Source organism: Enterobacter cloacae complex sp. ESBL7, assembly GCF_041679625.1.
GTDB classification, from domain to species: domain Bacteria; phylum Pseudomonadota; class Gammaproteobacteria; order Enterobacterales; family Enterobacteriaceae; genus Enterobacter; species Enterobacter asburiae_B.
Genome location: NZ_JBGORN010000006.1, coordinates 41,524 through 63,000, shown reverse-complemented (window position 1 = coordinate 63,000; position 21,477 = coordinate 41,524). Strand labels below are relative to the sequence as shown.

The following is a 21,477-nucleotide window of genomic DNA, read 5'->3' as shown; positions in this document are numbered from 1 at the left end:
TTAAAATCAAGCGCTTGTTTTTGTGGGTGGCGAGAGGCAGGAATCCCCACCTGATAGCGGTGGAGTATGCTGCGGTTTGGATTAAGGTTGGCTATTTATATTAATGTGATGATTGGATTCACCGGTGTCCTGTCAGCGCCTTGCGCTATTATTAACAGTGAGTTTTATATATATTAACGCTGATGTCCGTACGGACCCTTGGGTAGATATTTCAACTCAAATGAATTATTCTGTCGGCGATTTATCTATTTATCCCCCAAAGAAAAGGTTTTCAAATAATATGTCTTTGACGTTACAGAATCTTAATAATATCCGAACCCTGCGCGCCATGGCGCGTGAATTATCCCTGGACGTTCTTGAGGAAATGCTGGAAAAGGTCAGGGTCGTTACTGAAGAGAAACGCAGCGAGCTGACGGAATTAGAGCAGCAGCGTGCTGAGCAACAGGAAAAAATTAATGCCCTGCTGGAGCGGATGAAAGCCGATGGTATTTCCCCGACTGACCTGCTGGGTTCTGAACTGGCGCAGGCGGGTAAGCCAGCGAAAAAGCGTAAGCCGCGTGAAGCAAAATATCGCTTTATTGACCAGAACGGCGAAGAGAAAACGTGGACCGGCCAGGGCCGCACGCCGAAGCCTATCGCCAGCGCGCTGGCAGACGGTAAATCACTGGATGATTTTCTGATCTAACGGATGAGCCGGGCGGAACACGCCGCCCGGCTGACTGTTCAGCAGACGCCGAAATCGCCTTCTTCGGTATAAGGCGCCACGTCGGCGGCTTTCAGCGTATATTTCTCGCCTTGCTCATTGCTGGCCTGAACCGCCACAATGCTGTCACCGTTCACTTCGAGCACTTTCAGTTTCGGGCCGCCTTTACGCGGTTGCACATAATCACCGACAGAAAACATATTACCTCCTCATCGTTTTAGCGATCTTCACCTTAGCCCACGTATGACGCCGGGTACAGCGTAATTCACCGATTACTGCTTATGAGGTACGCCGGTTCCATGGCATCACCTTGAGCAGTCGCGCCATGCCGCAAAAGCCCGTCACACCGGCGAACAGCAGCCCGCCTCCGACAAAACCGCTGAGCAGGAAAAAGCCGCTGGAGACGCTATAGCCCAGCACCACGCCGCAGAGTATCAACAGCCCGGCGGCAATTTGCACCTGACGCATCAGCGGCAGCGGCTGGGACTTGTCTTCGACGGTTGGCAGCCCCGCCAGCTTCCAGCCCTGAATCCCCCCCTCGACCACAAATGCCTCTGCGGGCGTGGCGGCCTGAGCAAGGCGTTCGGCATTCCCCGACGTCCGGGCGCCGGATTGGCAGTGAAAAATCACCGTATCGCCCGCCTGCGCGTTAAGTGCGCCGGGTAAGGTATCCAGCGGCACGGACCGCGCGGCGGGAATATGCTCGCGGGCGTACTCGTCGGCATCACGAATATCAATCAGTTTTGCGCCTTCAGCGACCCGGGCATTGGCCTGGCGCGGTGAAATAAGAGGAAGTGACATGGCGGCTCCTTACGGACAATAAAGGGTTTTCAGGGTGCTGATAAGCTGATGTACCGCATCGTTTTTAATGGAATAGAGAATGCGCTGCGCGTCGCGGGTGCTGTCGATAAGCCCTTCCTCACGCATGCGCGCCAGATGCTGCGACGTGGCGGAAGGACTTAGCCCCGTGGCTCGCGCAAGCTCCCCCGCGCTGGTGCCGGGCGCTCCGCACAGGGTGCAGAGGATCAGCAGCCGACGCGGGTTGCTCATCGCTTTTAAAAGTGTGGCGGCCTGCCCGGCGCTGGCCTGAAGCTGTTCGAGTTCGGTCATGATTGTTTAGTATTTGCTTAATTAAGTGAATGCTAAACTAATCCGGTGCATTAAACTAGCGTCAAAAGCGTAAAAGAGGGTAAACGCGAGGCCCGGAACTGGTACAGACGAATAAACTGGCTATGCTTACAACGTTCTCTTTATTATTTTCAATGGATTAGATTGAACGGAGTGTTTATATGGGATTTTGGCGTATTGTTTTTACGATCCTCATACCGCCGCTGGGCGTGCTGTTGGGTAAAGGGTTTGGCTGGGCGTTTATTATCAACATTCTTCTGACGCTGCTGGGCTACTTCCCCGGCCTCATTCACGCGTTTTGGGTACAGAGCAAAAGCTAGGCGCGCCACAGTAAATCGCTATAGATATCGGTCAGTACCCCCGCCGGACCAAACTGCTGCTTGATCCACCGCGTGACCTGGCCGGTTGCGGCATGCTGCGTGGCGAGCAGCATGCGCGAGTCCTGACGCGGGTTGTTAATCCGTCGGGTGACCAGCAGCCCCGTGTCTACCGCCTCGCGGACCATGTATTCCGGCAAAAAGCCAATCCCTTCGCCCAGGATCTGACACTGACATTTGGTGTTAAAGTCCGGGACCAGAATCGCCTCCTGCCCGTGCAGCAGCCAGCCAACCTTTTTGTTAATGGTGTGCGCGGTATCTTCCACCATGATGTTGGGATACAGGCGCAGCTGGCTTTCCGCTATCGGCTCCGGGGTGAACGCCAGCGGGTGTTCCGGCGCGATGGCAAACACCCAGCGAATGGCGCCGATCTCGGTGTAATCAATCCCGCCGCCGTCCAGCAGCGTGTCCGGTGCGCCAATCGCGATGTTGGCCTGGTTGTTGATGATCGAATCCCAGACGCCGTTGTAGACCTCGGTGGTCACGGTGATCTGACAGGTGGGAAACTGCTTTTTTAGCACCTGCAGCAGCCGCGCCGTGTGGCGTGGGGTATACAAAAGCTGGTTGATACAGATGCGCACCCGCGCCTCAATGCCCTGAGAAATGGTGTCAATCCCGCGCTTGATGGCGTGAAAGTCATTAAGCAGGTCGGTGGCCTTACGGTAAAAGTAAAAACCGGACTCGGTCAGCTCGATGCTGCGCGTGCTGCGGACAAACAGCACCACGTCCAGCCCGGTCTCCATGCGCTTAATGGTGTAACTGATGGCAGAGGTCGTCACGCCCAGTTCGGCGGCGGCTTTGCTGAAGCTGCCGAAGCGTGCGGCGGTAGTAAAGGCCAGCAGGTTTTCCTCGGTAAAGATGGAATTCATATCTCACTCCCTTCAGCCATCAGTTTTGAACATATTTTAACAGCGTCGTTACAACGCATTTGAAGCCGATCACAGTTCTGACTCTTTGTCGAAAGCCGCACGCAGTAAGGCTTCGTCAGGCATAAGCATAATGCAGCCAGAAGCGCTAAAAAGCGGAGAAACATAAGAAAAAGGTTGCACAGACGCACGTTTTAACCAGTTTATTGAATTTACCTCAACAATGAATTGACTGTCGATGAATCATTTTTAAGCGGATTCTTTTATCACCAGGCTGTTGCTATTCTCAGGTCAACAGAAATAAAAACATCGGGAGTCTGGATATGTCTGCGAACGAACTCGTTACTGAATTTCTGCTGGCGGCAGAAGAGGGCAATAGCGATGCGCTAAAAGCCTGTCTGGAGAAAGGCGTGGATATTAACGCCACCAATCGACAGAAAAGAACCGCCGTTATTATTTCCAGCCTGAAAAAACATTATGACTGCGTGGCGTTATTAATTGCCGCCGGGGCGGATATTGATAAACAGGATCAGACCTGCTTTAACCCTTTCCTGATTAGCTGCCTGACCAACGATATCACCCTGCTGCGCCTTGTCCTTCCGGCAAATCCGGATCTCGATCGCCTGACGCGCTTTGGCGGCGTGGGCATTACCCCTGCCAGTGAAAAGGGGCACGTGGAGATCGTGCGCGAGCTGCTGGAAAAAACGGACATTAACGTCAACCACACTAACTTTGTCGGCTGGACGCCGCTGCTGGAAGCGATCGTGCTCAATGACGGCGGCGCAAAGCAGCAGGAGATCGTTAAGCTGCTGCTGGATCACGGCGCGAACCCGCACATGACCGATAAATACGGTAAAACCCCGCTCGAACTGGCGCGGGAAAAAGGCTTCGATGCAATAGCTGACCTGCTGCTGGCGGCGGGCGCATAACGCATTCGGTCAGCCGCGTCCGGCTGGCCGTTAATTTAAAAAGCATTTTTACCGACGTGCATTTTGCACGATGGCGGCCCCCTTTTATCCGCGTTCAGGAGAAAAAAATGCCCACGAAAATCGTCATAAAAAAGAACACATATTTTGACTCCGTCTCATTAATGTCCGTTTCCACCAAAGCCAATAAATTACTGGGCGTCGAGCAGGCGTTTGTCGCGATGGCGACGGAAATGAACAAAGGCGTATTAAAAAACCTCGGGCTATTAACGCCGGAATTAGCGGAAGCCAAAAACGGCGACCTGATGATCGTGATTAAAGGCGACGCGGCGAATGATGAAACCCTGGCGGCCATCGAAGCGCTGTTCACGCGTAAAGAGAGCGGCGGCGCCCATGAAGCGCGCTACGCTACGATTGCCAGCGCCAAAACCCATCGCCCGGAGAGCAACCTCGCGGTGATTTCCGTCAACGGCACCTTCGCCGCCCGCGAAGCGCGCCAGGCGCTGGAAAACGATCTTAACGTGATGCTGTTTTCCGATAACGTGTCGCTCGACGACGAGCTGGCGCTGAAGCAGCTGGCGCATAAGAAAGGGCTGCTGATGATGGGGCCGGACTGCGGCACCGCCATTATCAACGGCGCGGGATTGTGCTTCGCCAACGCGGTGCGCCGCGGACCGATTGGCATCGTCGGCGCATCCGGCACCGGCAGCCAGGAGCTGAGCGTGCGCATTCACGAATTCGGCGGCGGCGTGTCGCAGCTGATCGGCACCGGCGGGCGCGATCTCAGCGAGAAAATCGGCGGTCTGATGATGCTCGACGCCATCGACATGCTGGAAGCCGACGAGGGCACCCAGGTTATCGTTCTGATCTCCAAGCCGCCAGCGCCAGCCGTGGCGGAGAAAGTGCTGGCCCGCGCGCGCGCCTGCCGTAAGCCGGTGGTTGTCTGCTTCCTTGGGCACAGCGAACCGCCCGCCGATGAAGACGGCCTGCAGTTTGCGCGCGGCACCAAAGAGGCGGCCCTGAAGGCGGTCCTGCTCACCGGCATCAAAAAAGAGTCCCTCGATCTGCATCCGCTCAACTGGCCATTGATTGAAGAAGTGCGCGCCCGGCTGACGCCGCGGCAGAAGTACATTCGCGGCCTGTTCTGCGGCGGCACCCTGTGCGACGAGGCGATGTTTGCCGCGCTTGCGAAATTCGACGACGTCTACAGCAACATCCAGCCGGATCCGGCTAAGCGCCTGAGCGACATAAGCGTCAGTAAAGCCCATACCTTCCTCGACTTTGGCGACGACGATTTCACCAACGGCAAGCCGCACCCGATGATCGACCCGACCAATCGCATCAGCCGCCTGTTGCAGGAAGCCCGCGACCCGGAAGTCGGGGTAATTGTGATGGACTTCGTGCTGGGCTTCGGCGCGCACGAGGATCCGGTCGGCGTAATGATCGACGCCATTAAAGAGGCGCAGGCCATCGCGAAGGCCGATAACCGTCCGCTGGAGATCCTCGGCTACGTGCTCGGCACCGACCAGGATCCGCAGTCGCTGGCGCAGCAGTGCCAGCTGCTGACCGACGCAGGCGTCATCTGGGCCAGCAGCAGCACCAACACCGGATTACTGGCACGCGAATTTGTCTGCAAAGGGGAGAAAGCATAATGACGACCTTATTCAACCAGCCGCTGAACGTGATTAACGTCGGCATTGCGATGTTCAGCGACGATCTCAAAAAACAGCACGTTCCCGTCACCCAGCTCGACTGGGCGCCGCCGGGGCGGGGCAATATGCAGGTCGTTGAAGCGCTCGACCAGCTGGCGGAAAAACCGCTGGCGGAGAAAATCGCCGCCGCTAACCAAATCGCCCTTGAGCGCATTATTCAGTCTCATCCGGTGCTGGTGGGCTATGACCAGGCCATTAACGTTGTGCCGGGCATGACCCGCACCACCATTCTGCACGCCGGTCCGCCTGTCGCCTGGGAGAACATGTGCGGGGCGATGAAGGGGGCGGTCACCGGGGCGCTGGTGTTTGAAGGGCTGGCGAAAGATCTGGACGACGCGGCAAGGCTCGCCGCCTCTGGCGAAATTACCTTCTCGCCGTGCCACGAGCACGACTGCGTGGGCTCGATGGCGGGCGTCACCTCCGCGTCGATGTTTATGCACATCGTTGAAAACAAAACCTACGGCAACCGCGCGTTCACCAACCTCAGCGAGCAGATGGCGAAGATCCTGCGCATGGGGGCCAACGACCAGAGCGTCATCGACCGCCTGAACTGGATGCGCGACGTGCTCGGCCCGATGCTGCGCGACGCGATGAAGATCGTCGGCGAAATCGACCTGCGCCTGATGCTGGCCCAGGCGCTGCACATGGGCGACGAGTGTCACAACCGCAACAACGCGGGCACCACGCTGCTGATCCAGGCGCTGACGCCGGGGCTAATTCAGGCGGGCTATCCGGTGGAGCAGCAGCGCGAGGTGTTCGAGTTCGTCGCCAGCAGCGACTACTTCTCCGGCCCGACGTGGATGGCGATGTGTAAGGCCGCGCTGGACGCCGCTCACGGCATTGAGTACAGCACCGTCGTCACCACCATGGCGCGCAACGGCTACGAGTTTGGCCTGCGCGTTTCCGGCCTGCCGGGGCAGTGGTTCACCGGCCCGGCGCAGCAGGTGATCGGCCCGATGTTCGCGGGCTATAAGCCGGAAGACTCCGGGCTGGACATCGGCGACAGCGCCATCACCGAAACCTACGGCATCGGCGGCTTTGCGATGGCGACGGCACCGGCGATTGTCGCCCTGGTGGGCGGCACGGTGGATGAAGCCATCGACTTCTCCCGCCAGATGCGCGAAATCACCCTCGGCGAAAACCCGAACGTCACCATTCCGCTGCTTTCGTTTATGGGCATTCCGACTGCTATCGACATCACCAAAGTCGCGGGCAGCGGCATTCTGCCGGTGATTAACACCGCCATTGCCCATAAAGACGCGGGCATCGGCATGATTGGGGCGGGCATCGTTCACCCGCCGTTTAGCTGTTTTGAAAAGGCGCTGTTGACCTTCCGCGATCGCTACTTTTTATAAGGCATGCATCCATGAAAAACATGAAGCTGGAGTGGAAAAGAGGTGACTGGGCGGCGTATTTCGGGTTGATGACCAATAACCTGACCAATTTGCTGACCATGATGGGGCTGCTCATTTTTGTCGTCGGCATCCCGAAGGAGATTGTTTATGGACGCATCGCGCCGGCCTTCGGGCTGGCGGTGCTGGTCGCGAGTATTTGCTACGCCTGGTTCGGCATGCAGATGGCGCGCGCCACCGGACGAACGGACGTGACCGCGCTGCCGTCCGGCCCGAGCGCGCCGTCGATTTTTACCGTGACCTTCCTGGTCCTGATGCCGGTTTATCAGCAGACCGGCGATGCGGACTTCGCGATCCAGATTGGCCTGGTGTGGTGCTTCGTGGAGGCGATGATCCTCGCGGGCGGTTCGTTCCTGGGGGAAACCATCCGCAAGATGATCCCGCGTACCGTGCTGCTGTCCTGCCTCTCCGGTTTGGGCCTGCTGCTGCTGGCGATGAACCCGATGCTGCAGGCGTTCGAAGCGCCGACCGTGTCGTTCATCGTGCTGCTGCTGATCTTCATCAACTGGTTCGGTAAAAAGCCGATTTTCGCCAAAATCCCGACCGGTCTGCTGCTGTTGATTGCCGGTACGGCACTGGCGTGGATCTCCGGCCTGCAAAGCCCGGAAGCGATTAAAGCGTCCATGTCATCCTTCGGCTTTAACCCGCCGGAAGTGCACGTGAACAGCTTCATGCAGGGCCTGCCGCACGCGCTGCCGTATCTGGCATCTGCCGTGCCGCTGGGGCTGGCGAACTACATCTTTGACCTGGAGAACATCGAAAGCGCCCACGCGGCGGGAGATGCGTACCCGACGCGTAAGGTGATGCTGGCGAACGGTCTGGCGTCGATGCTCGGCTGCCTGATGGGGAACCCGTTCCCGGTGACGGTCTACGTTGGCCACCCTGGCTGGAAAGCGATGGGCGCGAGCATCGGCTATACGCTGGCCTCCGGCGTGACCATGTTCATCGTGCCGCTGTTCGGGCTGGGGGCGTTTATGCTCGCCATCATTCCGATGACCGCCATCGTGCCGATTCTGGTGTTTATCGGCGTCGTCACCGCCAACCAGGTGGTGAGGGAAACGCCCAAAGTGGAGGTGCCGGTGATCTTCATCTGCCTGTTCCCGTGGATCGCCAACTGGGCGCTGACCATGATGAACAGCGTGATGGGAGCGGCGGGCACCAGCGCGGCGAAGATCGGCACCGACGTGCTGCACAGCAAAGGAATTTACTACGAAGGCCTGGTGCATCTCGGCAACGGCGCGCCGCTCGCCAGCATGCTGTGGGGCTGTATCGCCATTTTCGCCATCATCAACAAGCCGCTGCGCGGAGCCGTTGCGGCCGCCGTCGGGGCGCTGCTGGCGCTGTTTGGCGTGATCCATGCCCCGGTGGTGGGCTTTGCCGAGGGCAGTTCGCTGATGTTCGTTACCGCGTATCTGATGATGGGCGGCATGTTTGTGGTGAAGCATGTGCTGGATATCTCTGTTACTCCCCCTCTCCCTGTGGGAGAGGGCCGGGGTGAGGGCACCAGAACGCACCTTCTAAAGGACACAAAATGAAAGAGCTTATGGTCGTCGCCATCGGCGGCAACAGCATTATCAAAGACAACGCCAGCCAGTCGATTGAACACCAGGCGCAGGCGGTGAAAGCGGTGGCAGAGTCGGTGCTGGAAATGCTGGCATCCGACTATGACATCGTGCTCACCCACGGCAACGGCCCCCAGGTGGGGCTGGATCTGCGCCGCGCCGAAATCGCCCACGAGCGGGAAGGGCTGCCGCTAACCCCGCTGGCAAACTGCGTGGCGGACACCCAGGGCGGGATTGGCTACCTGATCCAGCAGGCGCTCAACAATCGCCTGGCCGCGCGCGGGGAGCAAAAAGCGGTCACGGTTGTCACGCAGGTGGAGGTGGATAAAAACGATCCGGGCTTTACTCACCCGACGAAACCTATCGGTGCGTTCTTCACCGAGGCGCAGCGCGACGAGCTGCAGCAGGCGCACCCGGACTGGCATTTTGTCGAGGATTCAGGCCGTGGCTACCGTCGCGTGGTGGCTTCACCGCAGCCGCTGCGCATCGTTGAGGCCGACGCCATCAAAACGCTGACGCAAAAAGGCTTTGTGGTGATCGGCGCGGGCGGCGGCGGAATACCCGTGATTCGCAGCGAGCAGGGCGACTACCAGAGCGTCGATGCGGTGATTGATAAAGATCTCTCTACCGCGCTGCTGGCACGTGAGATCGGTGCCGACGTGCTGGCGATCACCACCGGCGTGGAGAAGGTGTGCATCAACTTCGGCAAGCCGAACCAGCAGGCGCTGGACACCGTCAGCGTGGCGCAGATGACGCGCTACAGGGAAGAGGGCCACTTCCCGGCGGGCAGCATGCTGCCCAAAATCGTCGCCTCGCTGGAATTTTTACACCACGGCGGCAGGCGCGTGATTATCACCTCGCCGGACAGCCTGCCCGCGGCGCTGCGCGGGGAAACCGGTACCCATATTGTTAATGAAGGAAGATAAGATGAGTGAAAACAAAAGCCGCCGCGAATTTATCAGCCAGAGCGGCAAAATGGTCACCGCCTGCGCGCTGTTTGGCGCCACCGGATCCGTCGCGTATGCTGCTGACTCCGCGAAGCCAACCTGCGAGGCGGGCAAACCGATGAGCATCACAGAGAAACATTACTATCTGGACAACGTGCTGCTGGAGGCCGGGTTCAACGTCGACGGCGGCGTGGCGACGAGCACCCGCACCGAGCTGAAAACGCTGGAGATTAACGACGGGAAGATCGTCGCCCTGCGCGATAACAAGCGCCACGCCGACGCCACGCTGCCGCACTATGACGCAGGCGGCAAGCTGATGCTCCCGGCGATGCGCGACATGCACATTCACCTGGATAAAACCTTTTACGGCGGTCCGTGGCGCTCCCTGAACCGCCCCGCGGGCACGACGATTCAGGACATGATCCGCCTTGAGCAGAAGCTGCTGCCGGAGCTACAGCCCTACACCCAGGAGCGCGCGGAAAAGCTGATCGACCTGATCCAGTCGAAAGGCTCCACCATCGCCCGCAGCCACTGCAATATCGAGCCGACCTCCGGCCTGAAGAATCTGGAAAACCTGCAGGCGGTTTTATCGCGCCGTAAGCCCGGCTTTGACTGCGAAATCGTCGCTTTCCCGCAGCACGGGCTGCTGCTGTCAAACTCCGAAAAGCTGATGCGCGAGGCGATGCAGGCCGGAGCGCACTACGTGGGCGGGCTGGATCCAACCAACGTCGACGGCGCGATGGAGAAATCCCTCGACACCATGTTCCAGATTGCGCTGGACTACGACAAAGGGGTGGATATCCACCTGCATGAAACCAGCCCGGCGGGCGTGGCGGCGGTGAACTATATGGTGGAGACGGTGGAGAAAACGCCGGAGCTGAAGGGCAAGCTGACCATCAGCCACGCCTTCGCGCTGGCGACGCTCAACGAGCAGCAGGTGGATGAGATCGCCACCCGCATGGCGGCGCAGCGGGTGACCATCGCCTCCACCGTGCCGATTGGCACCCTGCATATGCCGCTGAAGCAGCTGCGCGAGAAGGGCGTGTTCGTGATGACGGGGACCGACAGCGTGATCGATCACTGGTCGCCGTACGGTCTGGGGGACATGCTGGAAAAAGCGAATCTTTACGCTCAGCTCTACATCCGCCCGAACGAGCAGACGCTCTCGCGCGCGCTCGGTATTGCCACCGGCGACGTGCTGCCGCTGAATGACAAAGGCGAGCGCGTGTGGCCGAAAGCGCAGGACGACGCCAGCTTTGTGCTGGTGGATGCCTCCTGCTCCGCCGAGGCCGTGGCGCGCATTTCACCGCGCACCGCGACGTTCCATAAGGGCAACCTTGTCTGGGGCTCGGTGGGTTGACGTGCATTTCTCCCTCTCCCTGTAGGAGAGGGTTGGGGTGAGGTGCATTTCTCCCTCTCCCTGTGGGAGAGGGTTGGGGTGAGGGCATCAGGCCGCACTTCCGTAGGTCGGGTAAGGCGAAGCCGCCACCCGACAATGCAGTATACTGCTATGCATATTCTTAAAGAGGGATCTGCATGGCACAAAATATCTACGACAATCCGGCGTTTTTTGAAGGCTACGCCCGGCTTCCACGCTCGGTGCAGGGTCTGGACGGCGCGCCGGAGTGGCCCGCGCTTAAGGCCATGCTGCCGGATTTAACCGGCAAATCGGTTGTCGATCTCGGCTGCGGCTACGGCTGGTTCTGCCGCGCGGCGCGCGAGCTGGGCGCTGCTGACGTCACGGGGGTCGATATCTCAGAAAAGATGCTCGCCCGCGCGGCGGAGCTTACCGCTGACCCACAGATTCACTATCAGCGTAGCGATCTGGAATCTCTTAAGCTTCACGAGAACAGCCTCGATCTGGTCTACAGCTCGCTGGCGCTGCACTACCTGCCGGAACTGGATACGCTGTTCGCCAGGGTTCAGCGCGCGCTCAAGCCAGGCGGCAGCCTGGTGTTCTCAATGGAGCACCCGATCTACACCTGCGCCGCCCGTCAGGGATGGCTGACCGACGATAACGGCGAGCGGTTCTGGGGCGTGAACCATTATCAGGATGAAGGCAAACGCGTCAGTAACTGGCTGGCGGACGGGGTGGTTAAATACCACCGCACGCTCGGCACCACGCTTAACGCGCTGATCGGGGCCGGATTAACGATAAGCGACGTCAACGAGTGGGGACCAGAGCAGGCGCAGATTGACGCCTGGCCCGCGCTGGCCGAAGAGGCGGAGCGCCCGATGCTGGTGCTGATCGCCGCCCGTAAGGCTCAGTAACCCACCCTATACACCCGCCCGCTCTGCACGCCTTCCACGCTGCGGCGATAGGCCTGCGCCACGGTCGCGGCGGGAACGCTCTCAAAGCCCGGGAAGAAGCCGTCGTACGTTTCGACGGATTCGGTGAGTACCGTCGGGCTAATCAGGTTGATGCGGATCCCGCGCGGCAGCTCGCAGGCTGCGGCGCGAACAAATCCTTCCAGCGCCGCATTTACCGTGGTGGCATTTACGCCCTGGGCAATTGGCTCGTGCGCCACGATGCCGCTTATCAGCGTAATTGAGCCGCCTTCGTTCAGATAGTGCTGGCCGGTCAACGCCAGGCGCACCTGCCCGAGCAGCTTGTCCTGCAGGCCCTGGTTGAAGTCGCTGTCCTTCATGGTTGCGAGCGGGCCAAAGTAAAGACCACCGCTGGCGGAGACAATCGCATCCACCGGGCCGATTTTCTCAAACAGCGCCTGGACGCTCGCCTGCGAGGTGATATCCACCTGCTCGTCGCCCTGCGTCCGGCCGACGCGGATGACCTCGTGGCGACGACTCAGCTCTTCCGTTACCGCACGACCGACCGTACCGCTGGCACCAATAATGACGATTTTCATAGCTGACTCCTTATGTTGTGAGCCCCCATTCTTTAATAAATAATAATGCAGATAAACTGGGCTAAAGTTAGAAGATTGCTAACCAGGAGTTTGGAATATGGATAAGCTTCGCAGCATGGAGACCTTTATTGCCGTGGTGGAAAGCGGCAGCTTTACCGGCGCGGCGGCACGGCTGGAGATGTCGGCGGTAATGGTGGGGAAATACGTTGCGCTGCTGGAATCACAGCTCGGTACCCGCCTGCTGGAGCGTAACACGCGGCGCCAGAGCCTGACCGACGCCGGGCGGGTCTATTTCGACGAGGCGAAGCGGGTGCTGGAGCAGGTCGCGATCGCCGAAAGCGCCGTGGAGCGCCTGCGCGCCGCGCCGTCCGGCACCCTGCGCGTGACGGCGCCCACCTCGTTTGGCGGCAGCGCGATCGCGCCGATTACGGCCTCTTTTTTACAACGCTACCCGGAGGTGCGCATCGAGCTGGATCTCACCAACCGGATGGTGGATCTGGTGGAGGAGGGTATCGATCTTGCCATTCGCATTGGCGACATTCACAACGACGATCTGGTGGCGAAATACCTCTGCCCTTACCGGATGGTGATCTGCGCCGCGCCGGACTATCTTGCGCGCTACGGTACGCCGCAAACCCCTGCCGATCTGGTGGATCATCTCTGCTTATCCCACAGCGTGTGGACCGCACGCAACGAGTGGCGGCTGCCGGGCGTCGAGGGCGAGGTGCGCTGGAAACGGGATGCGGTCTTAAGATGCAACGACGGTTACGGGCTGCGGATGGCCGCGAGAGCCGGGGCGGGACTGCTGCTGCAGCCGGAAGTGCTGGTGGCGGAAGATCTGGAAAGCGGCAGGCTGGTGCGGGTGCTGGAGGCGTATATTCCGGCGCCGAGACCCGTGCATTTGCTGTGGCGTCAGGATTTACGACCTCTCCCTAAGCTAACGGAATTTATCGCACATATTCTGCTAAGATTGGGCACACTATAAAAAAAGAAGGTATGCAAAGAATGTCTGTGAATAAACTCGCCAGCAGCGCGCAGGGCCTGCAATCATCTGCCATCCGTGAATTGTTAAAACATAGCAAAATGGCCGGCGTCATTTCGCTGGGTGGGGGGATTCCTAACCCAGCCTTGTTCGATCACGAAGGGCTGAAAATTGCCGCTGATGCCGTATTATCACAGCATTTTGGTGAGGCCTTTCAGTACGGTCTGACCGAAGGCGTACCGGGGCTCCGGGAAGAAATTCAGCGCATCTGTGAAGGGCGCGGGATCCGCTGCAAGGCAGATGATGTGGTCGTGACCTCCGGTTCACAGCAGTCCCTCGACGTGCTGGCGCGTGCATTAATTAACCCGGGCGATACCGTTGTGGTTGAGCGTCCAACCTATCTTGCTGCGCTGCAGGTATTTGGCCTGGCGCAGGCGAATTTTGAATCCGTTGGCACCGATGGCGACGGCATGAAGGTCGACGAGCTTGAAGCGCTGGCGGCAAATAAAACCATCAAAGCGGTCTATATTGTTCCGACGTTTGGCAACCCTGGCGGGGTAACCCTTTCTGAGGCGCGTCGCAAACAGCTGGTGGAATTATCGAAGCGCTATGATTTCGTCATTATTGAAGACGATCCGTACAGCGAAATTAATTATACCGATGAAGTTTTCCGCCCGTTAATTGCCCATGCCAAAGATATCGGCAACGAAGAGAACGTGGTGTATACCTCAACCTTCTCCAAAATTCTTGCTCCAGGAACCCGCGTGGGCTGGGTGCTGGTGCCGGAATGGCTGAAGCGCGCAGTAGTCAACCTCAAGCAAACCACCGACCTGCACACCAGCACGCTGTCGCAGCTGATGACGTATGAATACCTGAAAACCGGTCGCCTGCCCGATCAGATTAAAACGATCCGCGAAGCCTATCGCCAGAAATACCAGACGTTCGCAACCGAGCTGGAGGCCGAGCTGGGCGATGTGATGTCGTTCCACAAGCCGAAGGGCGGCATGTTCCTGTGGGCGAATATGAAAAATGGTAGTAATACCACCCGCTGGCTGGAAAAAACGTTAAGTAACGGCGTAGTATTTGTGCCGGGCGAATTTTTCTACTGCAATGAGCCAGACCATTCAACGCTGCGTATGTCGTTTGTCACGCCAACGGATGAAGAGCTGAAGGAAGCGGTTCAACGCCTGAAAAAATCGCTGTAAAAGACCTGCGCATAATGGCTTTCCTGCCGTTATGCGCAATACGCGTTCAGGGCGGCACGGGCCGCGATCGTCCATGGAGATCTCCATGTTTGAATTTCTGTTCGGTGTCGTTACGCACACGCCCGCCTGGGTGTGGGTGCTGTTTATCTTCCTTATCTCTCGCGGCATTAAAGCTCGCAGGCCCGCCACCGTTACGCTGGAGAGGCTTGCCATCATTCCGGCAATATTTCTTATCTGGGATATCTACGATCTGGTTGTCTACCGCACGCTGACGCCCGGAACTGTCGCATTGTGGACGGCGGGGATCCTCGCCGGGGCCGCGCTGGGGTATATCCTGATTAAGCAGGCGGTTATCACCCGCGCAGATGCGCCGCGCACCCTTTACCGCCAGGCAGACTACACCGCGCTGCCGTTTATGATGCTGGCGTTCGGCGTCAAGTATGTGCTGGGCGTGATGAGCGCGGTCTCTCCCCAGACGATGCAGCAGCCCGCCATGAGCGCGCTGGCGATCGTCTCCGGCGGCGTGTTTGCCGGCGTGTTTCTCGGGAAATTTGCGCGTTACGTTGGGGTGTATAACGCCCGAGTTCAGGCCTGAATTTACAGCAGACCTTTTTGCGTGAAGGTAACACGCGTGGCTGCGTTGAGATCCAGCTCTTTTAACGATTCCGGATTAACCCAGGCGATCTCCTGAAACTCTTCATTAAACGTGACTTCCCGGTTGGCGCTGATGCAGTCGAAGATCAGATAGATCATGTAAATCTCCTCTGTGGTGCCATCGGCGTAGGTTTTCACCCTAATGTCATCGCGAAAAGCCCATGGCGTAACCGAGACAATCTCCAGCGCTTCGCCCAGCTCTTCGCGGATCTCACGGCGCAACGCCTGTTCCATGGTTTCGCCCGGTTCCATTCCACCGCCGGAGAGAGCCCACTGGCCGGGGAACACGCCGCGATCGTCGGCCATTTTACACAGGAGGTAGGCACCGTCATTCTGGATGATGGGGCAGACAATGGTTCGTTGGCGCATGATTTCTTCCTGAAAAAGTATTGATAGGTGAAGTGTTTACCGAATCAGGCTACATCCGGCTGGCCAGATTTTCGCTTAGCCATGACGTCCGCAACGGTCTTTATACGGCTTAGCTCCTCCTGCGTCCTGGGGTTGGATTGCGCTTCCCAGATATCGACGTTCAGCTGTAAGTTAAGCCAAAATTCAATCGTGGTATCAAAGGCTTTTGCCAGTTTGATCGCCATATCGGCAGTCAGCTTGCGATTGTTATTGACCAGCGCGCTGATGGTGTTGCGGTGAACATTGAGCATCTCCGCCAGATCGCTGATTTTCAGATTGAGCGGTTCAAGATACTCATACTGCAACACGTCGCCCGGCGTGGTGGGTTTGCGGAGTGCCTGTTGAAGTGTCATAGGTGATGCCTCACTTGTGTTGCGTGTACTTGTGTGGAGAGAGGTAGAGATCTTCTGCTTTACCCTCTGTCCAGCGAAATACGAGCCTGTATTGCCTGTTTACCCGGATAGAGGAATATCCCTTCAGCGGAGGATTCAATGCTTCATACATATTGCCCGGTGGCGATCGCAAATCCCTGTGCGAGGTTGCTGCCCTGATGATATCGAGCTTTCTCGCAAGCGCTGTTTCCAGATTTGCAGGAATAACATTGCTCGATCTGCCGTAAAGAAAAAAATCCTCAAGCCATTGATCCCGAAAATAACTAATCATAATGGTGCTGAGCTCCAGTCCTTGAAGCTGATTGAATAGTAATGCACTCCCGCACTGTGCGCAAGTGCGTTTTTTGTCTGCGGTTAATATTACCTGGGCGATGGCTGAAGGGAAGTGGGATGTATGGCTAAAGATGAATACTCCGAGGTAGGTTCCAGTTCTGACGTGCGGTTAAATGCCCGGTGGCGCTGCGCTTGCAAGGGCCTCCGGGTATGTAGGCCGGGTAAGGCGGAGCCGCCACCCGGCGATTGACTACCGCTCCCTCAGCGCCTCTTTCGCCCGGTTAAACGGCTTGATCAGATAATCCAGCACCGTTTTCTCGCCGGTCTTAATATCTACCGTCGCAATCATCCCCGGCACAATCGAGAAGTGCCTGCCCGCCTTATTCACCAGGTAATCCTGGCTGGTGCGGATAAACACCCGGTAATAGAACACCTCCGGCTTGGCCTCGTCCTGGATGGTGTCCGGAGAGATCGTTTCGACGACCCCGTGCAGGCCGCCGTAAATGGCGTAATCGTAGGCGGTGATTTTAACCAGCGCCTCCTGGTTCGGGTGGATAAAGGCGATATCGCGCGGCGACAGGCGGGTTTCGATCAGCAGGTGATCGTCTACCGGCACAATCTCCATCAGCTCGCCGTTGGGCGGGATCACGCCGCCTATGGTGGTGACCTTGATGTTTTTCACGATCCCGCGCACCGGGGATTTTACCGTCAGACGGGTGACGGAATCCTGGCGGCCTTTGAGGATCGCCGAAACCATATCCACCTCGGCGTTGGCCTTGGATAACGCCTCGCGCGCCTGAACGTAATACTGCGAGCGTACGTCGGTGAGCTTCAGCTCCAGATCGCTTTTTTGCCGCTGCAGGCGCAGCACCTCCACGTGGCTGGCGGCGCCGGTTTTGACCAGCCGCTGGGTGATAGCCAGCTCCTTATTGGCGAGATCTAACGCGGCGCGCAGCTCCCGTTGGGTGTCCTCCAGCTGCGCGCGGCGGGAGTTGTAGAGGCGCGTTTCGTCAGCAATCAGATCCGGCCACTTTGCCAGCGAAGGGGGGAACTTCAGCGGGAGATCGTTCACCTCGGCGTACAGGCGGGCGCTGGAGGCCAGTGAGGCCCGGTAGCGCGCCGCGCTTTCGCCGACGTTCGATTCGGAACGCGTCGGATCGAGCCGCGCCAGCACCTGTCCGGCCTGCACCTGATCGCCCTCGTGGACGTTCAGCTCGGTGAGGATCCCGCCGTCGAGAGACTGTAATACCTGCTCGCGCGAGCTGGGGATCACTTTACCTGAGCCGGTTGATACCTCATCCAGCACGCCAAACCACGCCCAGACGCCCAGCACCACAAACATCAGCAGCGAGAAGATCACGATCCGACGCGCGCCGGTGTAGCCGCTTTCGGAGTCGAGGGCGTTATCCAGATCGTCCATTGCCGCCACGTCACGCTGACTGATTTTCATTTTTCCACTCCCGTCCGGTTGCTGCCTGCTGCTGTTGCTGCTGCATACGGCTGTTGTTCAGCGCCTGGGCTTTTGGCGCGTCCATCACCAGCATCCCCTCTTTTAACACCACGACGCGCTCCACCAGTTCCAGCACCGGTACGCGATGCGTGGCGACAATCAGGGTGCGATGCCCGAGCCAGTCGCCCAGACGCTGGATGAATTCCCGCTCGGTGTGCTCGTCCAGCGAGGCGGTGGGTTCATCCATTAGCACAATATTCGGATCGCGCAGCAGCATCCGCGCCAGCAGAATCGACTGGCGTTGCCCGCCGGATAACCCCACGCCGTTTTCCATGATCGGATAGTCCAGCCCCTTGGGCAGCTTCTGCACGAAGCCTGCCGCGCCGGTCAGCTCCAGCGCCTCGAAAATCTCTTCGTCGGTGGCGCGCGGCATGCCGAGGGTGATGTTTTCGCGCAGGGTGCCGTAAAACAGCCGCGCGTTCTGGGTCATAAAGCCGACGTTGCGCCGGACGTCGGCGACGTCGAGATGCGGCAGGCTGAAGTTATCAAGCCGCAGCTCGCCGGCCGCCAGATCCATTCCGCCCGCCATGGCCTGCAGCAGGGTCGATTTGCCCGCGCCGTTGCGCCCGAGGATCGCCACTTTCTCACCCGGTCTGATCTCCAGCCGGTTAATGCGCAGCGCCATGCGCGGATCGTCCGGCTGATAGCGGAACTGCGCCTGCTCGAAGAGGTAATGACCGCGCAGCACGTCCTGGCGGATCGGCGTCTCCTCGCGCTGATTTTCGGTGGGAAGCTGCATGATGCTGTCCAGCCCTTCTTTTGCCGCTTTGACCTGCTGCCAGCGCGCCAGCACGCCGCACAGCGTCGCCATCGGGGCGATCATGCGGGAGGCCAGCATCGACGCGGCGACCACCGAACCGGTGGTGAGGGTGCCGTCGATCACCATCGGGGCGCCGACCACAATCACCCCGGCGTAGACCAGGCTCTGAATGGTCATCCCCCAGCTAATCAGGTTCTGCGTCAGCTCGCGGGTGCGCAGGCCGGATTCCGCGGTGATCTGGATATAGCTGTTCCACTGCTGCAAAAAGCGGTTTTCCGCCTGCATCAGCTTGATGTCCTCCAGCCCCTGCACGCTCTCCACCAGCACCGCGTTGCGCAGGGTCGATTCATGGGCCGACTGCTTTGCCAGCTCCGCCAGCTTCTTCTGCAGCAGCAGGCCGGGCAGGACCATGATCACCGCCGCGACCGGGGCGATCCACGCCAGCTGCGGGGCGATGATCGCCAGCACCACCACGAACAGGAGAAAGAACGGCAGGTCGACAATGGTCGAAATGGTGGACGAGGTGACCATCTCACGGATCTGCTCCAGCTCGCGCAGCTGAGAGATAAAGCTGCCGGTGGAGCGGGGGATCGCGCTGTTGCGCAGCCGCAGCGCGTGGCCGAAGACGCGATCCGAAACGCGCATGTCCGAGCGCTTGCCGAGCAGATCCATAATGTGCCCGCGCGCCACGCGCAGCACAAAGCCAAACAGGGTGGCAATCAGCACCCCGATGGTCAGGACGTAAAGCGTCGGGTAGGACTGCGCGGGGATCACCCGGTCATAGACCTGCATGGAAAAGACGATCCCGGAGAGCGACAGCACGTTGATAAAGAGGGCGGCCAGCATGACCCAGCTGTAGGGGCGCAGGTCGCGCATCACCAGCCGGTAGAGCCAGTCCGGGCGGTATTTTGAGATATAGGCATCCACGCGGCTGTCCTTCAGCGCGGCGAGTGGACGCAGGGCAATAACGTGGCGGATAGCGGGCAACATCGCCGTCATCGACAGCCGGTTGGTGTAGGTCTCATCGTCGAAGAAGCTGATCTCCAGCGTATCGTCCCCGTCGAAATGCTCGATCACGCCGATCCTGCCGTCATGCATCGCCACCACCACCGGCAGACGCCAGCTGTTGATCGCCTGCCGATCGTCGGTAAGAAGCTGAAACGACAGCCCCGCTTCGCGGGCCAGCTGGGTGAGGGCGGGCACCATCGGTTTGCCTTTCAGCCACGGTGCGCCTGCGATCAGCGCGCCGGGCGAGCAGGCCACGCGGTAGCGCGTGGCGACAAAGCCGAAGGCCTGCGCCCACTGCGCCAGCGCCTCATCCGTCATCGTTTCGCCCTGCGGGATTTCGCGTTGCTTCATGGCTGGATCTCCACGGTCTGGATGGTGCGGTTATCAAGATCGAACGCATGACGCAGCTGCCCGGTGTTATACAGGCAGTTGAGCTGCAGCTGGTGCAGCTGACCGAGGGTCTGCTGCTGGGTGAAGCGCGCCTGGTAGACCTCCTGCTCGGCGTTGAGCACGTCGAGCAGCGGGCGCGAGCCGAGATCGAGATACTGCTGCTGGTACAGTTCGCGGGTGCGGGCGCTGAGGGCTTCCTGGCGACCCTGGATTTGCAGCGTGCTTTGCAGGCTCATCACCTGGCTGCGGGCTTCCAGCAGCTTCTGGCGGACGTCAAGGCGCGTACGCTGAACGGTGGACTGCGCCGCCTCCACCGCGTGTCCGGCAGCGTTACGCCGGGCGGTGAGGCCGCCGCCCTGGTAGAGCGGCATCTGCACTTTCACCCATGCGGAATACTGGGTGCGATCGCGGGTTTCGCTCCCCGCGTAGCGATCGTTCATGTAGTGACGCACCTCCGGCTCCAGCGAGACGGTTGGCGTCATCTGCGCGTCGGCGTAGTCGAGGTTAGCCTGGGCGACGTTAGCCTGCGCCCAGGCGGCAAGTACCGCGGGAACCAGACGGTCATCCGGCTCGGCGATGTCGCAGCTCCGGCCCAGCTTTTGCGGAAAGTCATTGCTGATGGCGTTCAGGCTGTTCCAGCCGAGAAAGCTCATCAGCGTGGCGCGGGCGCTGTCCAGGCTGGCCTGGTACTGCATCAGCTGGGCGCGCGCGCCTTCGATACGGGCATCGGTCTGCACCACGTCAGAGAGCGACGTGGCCCCTTCGTCGTTACGCTGGCGGGTCAGCGTGCCAATGGAGGAGAGGGCGTCGAGCTGCTCTTTAGCGGTCTCGACCATCTGCTGCCAGGTTTGCACCTGCACCATGGCGATGGCGGTATCGTGGGCGATGGTGTCGATACTCACCAGCACGTTGGCCTGCTGCTGGGCAACGCCCGCGCTCTCGGCCCGCACCTGGCTGTCCACTTTGCCAAAGTCGTAGAGCATCTGTGAGAGAGAGAGCACCAGCGACGGGGTAAAGCCGTTCTGGTCGCCGTCATGGGAATAACCGTTGTCCACGCCGGCATTAATCTGCGGATAGTATTTTGATTTAGCGACGTCCACCTCTTCGCTCTGCTGGTAGAGTTTCCCCACGGCTTCGCTGATGGCCGGGTGCCAGGTGACGGCGCGGTTAACGGCATCGCCAAGCTGCAGCGAACCGGGGGCGGCTTTGCCAGCCGCAGGTGCGACGCGGCCATTGAGCGAGGGGAGTTCCTGCGTTTCGCGAAGCTGTCCGGTATTGATGATTGCCGCCGGGTTCGCGCAAAGAGCGGGCACAGATATCAGGCAGCACGAGAGCCACCAGTGAGGCATCTTTATTCCCATGTCATGTCCCTATTAAAAAAATACGGCTTTATTA

Annotated in this window: 23 protein-coding genes; 12 read left to right on the top strand and 11 right to left on the bottom strand. The window is 59.2% G+C overall.

Annotated features, from left to right (window positions below):
* The first annotated feature begins 280 nt into the window (after positions 1-280).
* Entirely contained in the window at positions 281-685 is a 405-nt protein-coding gene (gene stpA / locus ACERY3_RS18500; protein ID WP_033146355.1) for a DNA-binding protein StpA, read from the top strand.
* Positions 686-723: 38 nt separating this feature from the next.
* On the opposite strand, the gene ACERY3_RS18495 is transcribed toward stpA, so the two are convergent.
* From ACERY3_RS18495 to ACERY3_RS18485, 3 genes are all read right to left on the bottom strand, one after another.
* On the bottom strand, positions 724-903 hold the full coding sequence (locus ACERY3_RS18495; RefSeq protein WP_023308920.1) for a hypothetical protein: 180 nt from the start codon (positions 901-903) through the stop codon (positions 724-726).
* Between the two features lie 79 nt (positions 904-982).
* The gene (locus tag ACERY3_RS18490; protein ID WP_058841102.1) at positions 983-1,504 is read right to left on the bottom strand and encodes a rhodanese family protein; all 522 of its coding nucleotides are present in this window, start codon (positions 1,502-1,504) and stop codon (positions 983-985) included.
* Between the two features lie 9 nt (positions 1,505-1,513).
* Entirely contained in the window at positions 1,514-1,813 is a 300-nt protein-coding gene (locus ACERY3_RS18485) for a helix-turn-helix transcriptional regulator (protein WP_029742056.1), read from the bottom strand.
* A 179-nt stretch (positions 1,814-1,992) separates the two neighbouring features.
* Here ACERY3_RS18485 and ACERY3_RS18480 point away from each other — a divergent pair, with 179 nt between their 5' ends.
* Entirely contained in the window at positions 1,993-2,151 is a 159-nt protein-coding gene (locus ACERY3_RS18480; RefSeq protein WP_023308917.1) for a YqaE/Pmp3 family membrane protein, read from the top strand.
* Here the strand turns inward: ACERY3_RS18480 and ACERY3_RS18475 are convergent.
* Positions 2,148-3,077 (bottom strand): LysR substrate-binding domain-containing protein, encoded by a 930-nt coding sequence (locus tag ACERY3_RS18475; RefSeq protein ID WP_045888794.1) that lies wholly within the window; start codon positions 3,075-3,077, stop codon positions 2,148-2,150. The two genes, ACERY3_RS18480 and ACERY3_RS18475, sit on opposite strands and share 4 nt — an antisense overlap.
* Positions 3,078-3,397: 320 nt before the next feature.
* On the opposite strand from ACERY3_RS18475, the gene ACERY3_RS18470 reads away from it, so the two are divergent.
* From ACERY3_RS18470 to ACERY3_RS18440, 7 genes are all read left to right on the top strand, one after another.
* Positions 3,398-4,003, top strand: coding sequence for an ankyrin repeat domain-containing protein (locus tag ACERY3_RS18470; protein ID WP_058841103.1), 606 nt, complete (start codon positions 3,398-3,400; stop codon positions 4,001-4,003).
* Between the two features lie 107 nt (positions 4,004-4,110).
* Positions 4,111-5,652, top strand: a complete 1,542-nt coding sequence (gene fdrA / locus ACERY3_RS18465; protein WP_058841104.1) for an acyl-CoA synthetase FdrA — start codon at positions 4,111-4,113, stop codon at positions 5,650-5,652.
* The gene (locus ACERY3_RS18460) at positions 5,652-7,067 is read left to right on the top strand and encodes a DUF1116 domain-containing protein (RefSeq protein WP_058841105.1); all 1,416 of its coding nucleotides are present in this window, start codon (positions 5,652-5,654) and stop codon (positions 7,065-7,067) included. Before fdrA ends, ACERY3_RS18460 begins: the two co-directional genes overlap by 1 nt.
* Before the next feature lie 11 nt (positions 7,068-7,078).
* Positions 7,079-8,659 (top strand): xanthine permease, encoded by a 1,581-nt coding sequence (locus tag ACERY3_RS18455; RefSeq protein WP_373226219.1) that lies wholly within the window; start codon positions 7,079-7,081, stop codon positions 8,657-8,659.
* Positions 8,656-9,612: a carbamate kinase family protein gene (locus ACERY3_RS18450; RefSeq protein WP_047059377.1), complete on the top strand. Its 957-nt coding sequence runs from the start codon at positions 8,656-8,658 to the stop codon at positions 9,610-9,612. The genes ACERY3_RS18455 and ACERY3_RS18450 overlap by 4 nt, the downstream gene beginning before the upstream one ends.
* A 1-nt stretch (position 9,613) precedes the next feature.
* Positions 9,614-10,993 (top strand): amidohydrolase family protein, encoded by a 1,380-nt coding sequence (locus ACERY3_RS18445; protein WP_058841107.1) that lies wholly within the window; start codon positions 9,614-9,616, stop codon positions 10,991-10,993.
* A gap of 176 nt (positions 10,994-11,169) precedes the next feature.
* Positions 11,170-11,904: a bifunctional 2-polyprenyl-6-hydroxyphenol methylase/3-demethylubiquinol 3-O-methyltransferase UbiG gene (locus tag ACERY3_RS18440; protein WP_058841108.1), complete on the top strand. Its 735-nt coding sequence runs from the start codon at positions 11,170-11,172 to the stop codon at positions 11,902-11,904.
* Here ACERY3_RS18440 and ACERY3_RS18435 read toward each other — a convergent pair.
* Positions 11,898-12,500, bottom strand: coding sequence for a short chain dehydrogenase (locus ACERY3_RS18435; RefSeq protein ID WP_045888791.1), 603 nt, complete (start codon positions 12,498-12,500; stop codon positions 11,898-11,900). The genes ACERY3_RS18440 and ACERY3_RS18435 overlap by 7 nt on opposite strands.
* Before the next feature lie 97 nt (positions 12,501-12,597).
* Here ACERY3_RS18435 and ACERY3_RS18430 point away from each other — a divergent pair, with 97 nt between their 5' ends.
* The 3 genes from ACERY3_RS18430 to ACERY3_RS18420 all read left to right on the top strand — a co-directional run bounded on the left by ACERY3_RS18430 (position 12,598) and on the right by ACERY3_RS18420 (position 15,282).
* Positions 12,598-13,485 (top strand): LysR family transcriptional regulator, encoded by an 888-nt coding sequence (locus ACERY3_RS18430; RefSeq protein WP_058841109.1) that lies wholly within the window; start codon positions 12,598-12,600, stop codon positions 13,483-13,485.
* A 20-nt stretch (positions 13,486-13,505) separates the two neighbouring features.
* Positions 13,506-14,687, top strand: coding sequence for a PLP-dependent aminotransferase family protein (locus ACERY3_RS18425; RefSeq protein ID WP_048979785.1), 1,182 nt, complete (start codon positions 13,506-13,508; stop codon positions 14,685-14,687).
* An 85-nt stretch (positions 14,688-14,772) separates the two neighbouring features.
* Positions 14,773-15,282 (top strand): DUF6622 family protein, encoded by a 510-nt coding sequence (locus ACERY3_RS18420; RefSeq protein WP_048979784.1) that lies wholly within the window; start codon positions 14,773-14,775, stop codon positions 15,280-15,282.
* 2 nt (positions 15,283-15,284) lie between these two features.
* Here the strand turns inward: ACERY3_RS18420 and nudI are convergent, their stop codons facing one another.
* The 6 genes from nudI to ACERY3_RS18390 form a co-directional block, all read right to left on the bottom strand.
* Positions 15,285-15,710 carry a nucleoside triphosphatase NudI gene (gene nudI / locus ACERY3_RS18415; protein WP_048979783.1) on the bottom strand — a complete coding sequence of 142 codons (426 nt, stop codon included), beginning with the start codon at positions 15,708-15,710 and terminating at the stop codon, positions 15,285-15,287.
* Positions 15,711-15,754: 44 nt separating this feature from the next.
* On the bottom strand, positions 15,755-16,102 hold the full coding sequence (locus ACERY3_RS18410; RefSeq protein ID WP_033146339.1) for a HigA family addiction module antitoxin: 348 nt from the start codon (positions 16,100-16,102) through the stop codon (positions 15,755-15,757).
* A gap of 10 nt (positions 16,103-16,112) precedes the next feature.
* Positions 16,113-16,412 (bottom strand): type II toxin-antitoxin system RelE/ParE family toxin, encoded by a 300-nt coding sequence (locus ACERY3_RS18405; RefSeq protein ID WP_033146338.1) that lies wholly within the window; start codon positions 16,410-16,412, stop codon positions 16,113-16,115.
* 252 nt (positions 16,413-16,664) lie between these two features.
* On the bottom strand, positions 16,665-17,834 hold the full coding sequence (locus ACERY3_RS18400; RefSeq protein ID WP_086374946.1) for an HlyD family efflux transporter periplasmic adaptor subunit: 1,170 nt from the start codon (positions 17,832-17,834) through the stop codon (positions 16,665-16,667).
* A 10-nt stretch (positions 17,835-17,844) separates the two neighbouring features.
* Entirely contained in the window at positions 17,845-20,043 is a 2,199-nt protein-coding gene (locus ACERY3_RS18395; RefSeq protein ID WP_373226218.1) for a type I secretion system permease/ATPase, read from the bottom strand.
* Complete coding sequence (locus tag ACERY3_RS18390) at positions 20,040-21,443, bottom strand: TolC family outer membrane protein (RefSeq protein ID WP_373226217.1); 1,404 nt, start codon at positions 21,441-21,443, stop codon at positions 20,040-20,042. Before ACERY3_RS18390 ends, ACERY3_RS18395 begins: the two co-directional genes overlap by 4 nt.
* Between the last annotated feature and the right edge of the window lie 34 nt (positions 21,444-21,477).

What these genes read in the sequence shown, in the direction of transcription:
- stpA (WP_033146355.1), top strand. Translation starts at nt 281, where the DNA reads ATGTCTTTGACGTTACAGAATCTTAATAATATCCGAACCCTGCGCGCC.
- ACERY3_RS18495 (WP_023308920.1), bottom strand. Translation starts at nt 903, where the DNA reads ATGTTTTCTGTCGGTGATTATGTGCAACCGCGTAAAGGCGGCCCGAAA.
- ACERY3_RS18490 (WP_058841102.1), bottom strand. Translation starts at nt 1,504, where the DNA reads ATGTCACTTCCTCTTATTTCACCGCGCCAGGCCAATGCCCGGGTCGCT.
- ACERY3_RS18485 (WP_029742056.1), bottom strand. Translation starts at nt 1,813, where the DNA reads ATGACCGAACTCGAACAGCTTCAGGCCAGCGCCGGGCAGGCCGCCACA.
- ACERY3_RS18480 (WP_023308917.1), top strand. Translation starts at nt 1,993, where the DNA reads ATGGGATTTTGGCGTATTGTTTTTACGATCCTCATACCGCCGCTGGGC.
- ACERY3_RS18475 (WP_045888794.1), bottom strand. Translation starts at nt 3,077, where the DNA reads ATGAATTCCATCTTTACCGAGGAAAACCTGCTGGCCTTTACTACCGCC.
- ACERY3_RS18470 (WP_058841103.1), top strand. Translation starts at nt 3,398, where the DNA reads ATGTCTGCGAACGAACTCGTTACTGAATTTCTGCTGGCGGCAGAAGAG.
- fdrA (WP_058841104.1), top strand. Translation starts at nt 4,111, where the DNA reads ATGCCCACGAAAATCGTCATAAAAAAGAACACATATTTTGACTCCGTC.
- ACERY3_RS18460 (WP_058841105.1), top strand. Translation starts at nt 5,652, where the DNA reads ATGACGACCTTATTCAACCAGCCGCTGAACGTGATTAACGTCGGCATT.
- ACERY3_RS18455 (WP_373226219.1), top strand. Translation starts at nt 7,079, where the DNA reads ATGAAAAACATGAAGCTGGAGTGGAAAAGAGGTGACTGGGCGGCGTAT.
- ACERY3_RS18450 (WP_047059377.1), top strand. Translation starts at nt 8,656, where the DNA reads ATGAAAGAGCTTATGGTCGTCGCCATCGGCGGCAACAGCATTATCAAA.
- ACERY3_RS18445 (WP_058841107.1), top strand. Translation starts at nt 9,614, where the DNA reads ATGAGTGAAAACAAAAGCCGCCGCGAATTTATCAGCCAGAGCGGCAAA.
- ACERY3_RS18440 (WP_058841108.1), top strand. Translation starts at nt 11,170, where the DNA reads ATGGCACAAAATATCTACGACAATCCGGCGTTTTTTGAAGGCTACGCC.
- ACERY3_RS18435 (WP_045888791.1), bottom strand. Translation starts at nt 12,500, where the DNA reads ATGAAAATCGTCATTATTGGTGCCAGCGGTACGGTCGGTCGTGCGGTA.
- ACERY3_RS18430 (WP_058841109.1), top strand. Translation starts at nt 12,598, where the DNA reads ATGGATAAGCTTCGCAGCATGGAGACCTTTATTGCCGTGGTGGAAAGC.
- ACERY3_RS18425 (WP_048979785.1), top strand. Translation starts at nt 13,506, where the DNA reads ATGTCTGTGAATAAACTCGCCAGCAGCGCGCAGGGCCTGCAATCATCT.
- ACERY3_RS18420 (WP_048979784.1), top strand. Translation starts at nt 14,773, where the DNA reads ATGTTTGAATTTCTGTTCGGTGTCGTTACGCACACGCCCGCCTGGGTG.
- nudI (WP_048979783.1), bottom strand. Translation starts at nt 15,710, where the DNA reads ATGCGCCAACGAACCATTGTCTGCCCCATCATCCAGAATGACGGTGCC.
- ACERY3_RS18410 (WP_033146339.1), bottom strand. Translation starts at nt 16,102, where the DNA reads ATGACACTTCAACAGGCACTCCGCAAACCCACCACGCCGGGCGACGTG.
- ACERY3_RS18405 (WP_033146338.1), bottom strand. Translation starts at nt 16,412, where the DNA reads ATGATTAGTTATTTTCGGGATCAATGGCTTGAGGATTTTTTTCTTTAC.
- ACERY3_RS18400 (WP_086374946.1), bottom strand. Translation starts at nt 17,834, where the DNA reads ATGGACGATCTGGATAACGCCCTCGACTCCGAAAGCGGCTACACCGGC.
- ACERY3_RS18395 (WP_373226218.1), bottom strand. Translation starts at nt 20,043, where the DNA reads ATGAAGCAACGCGAAATCCCGCAGGGCGAAACGATGACGGATGAGGCG.
- ACERY3_RS18390 (WP_373226217.1), bottom strand. Translation starts at nt 21,443, where the DNA reads ATGGGAATAAAGATGCCTCACTGGTGGCTCTCGTGCTGCCTGATATCT.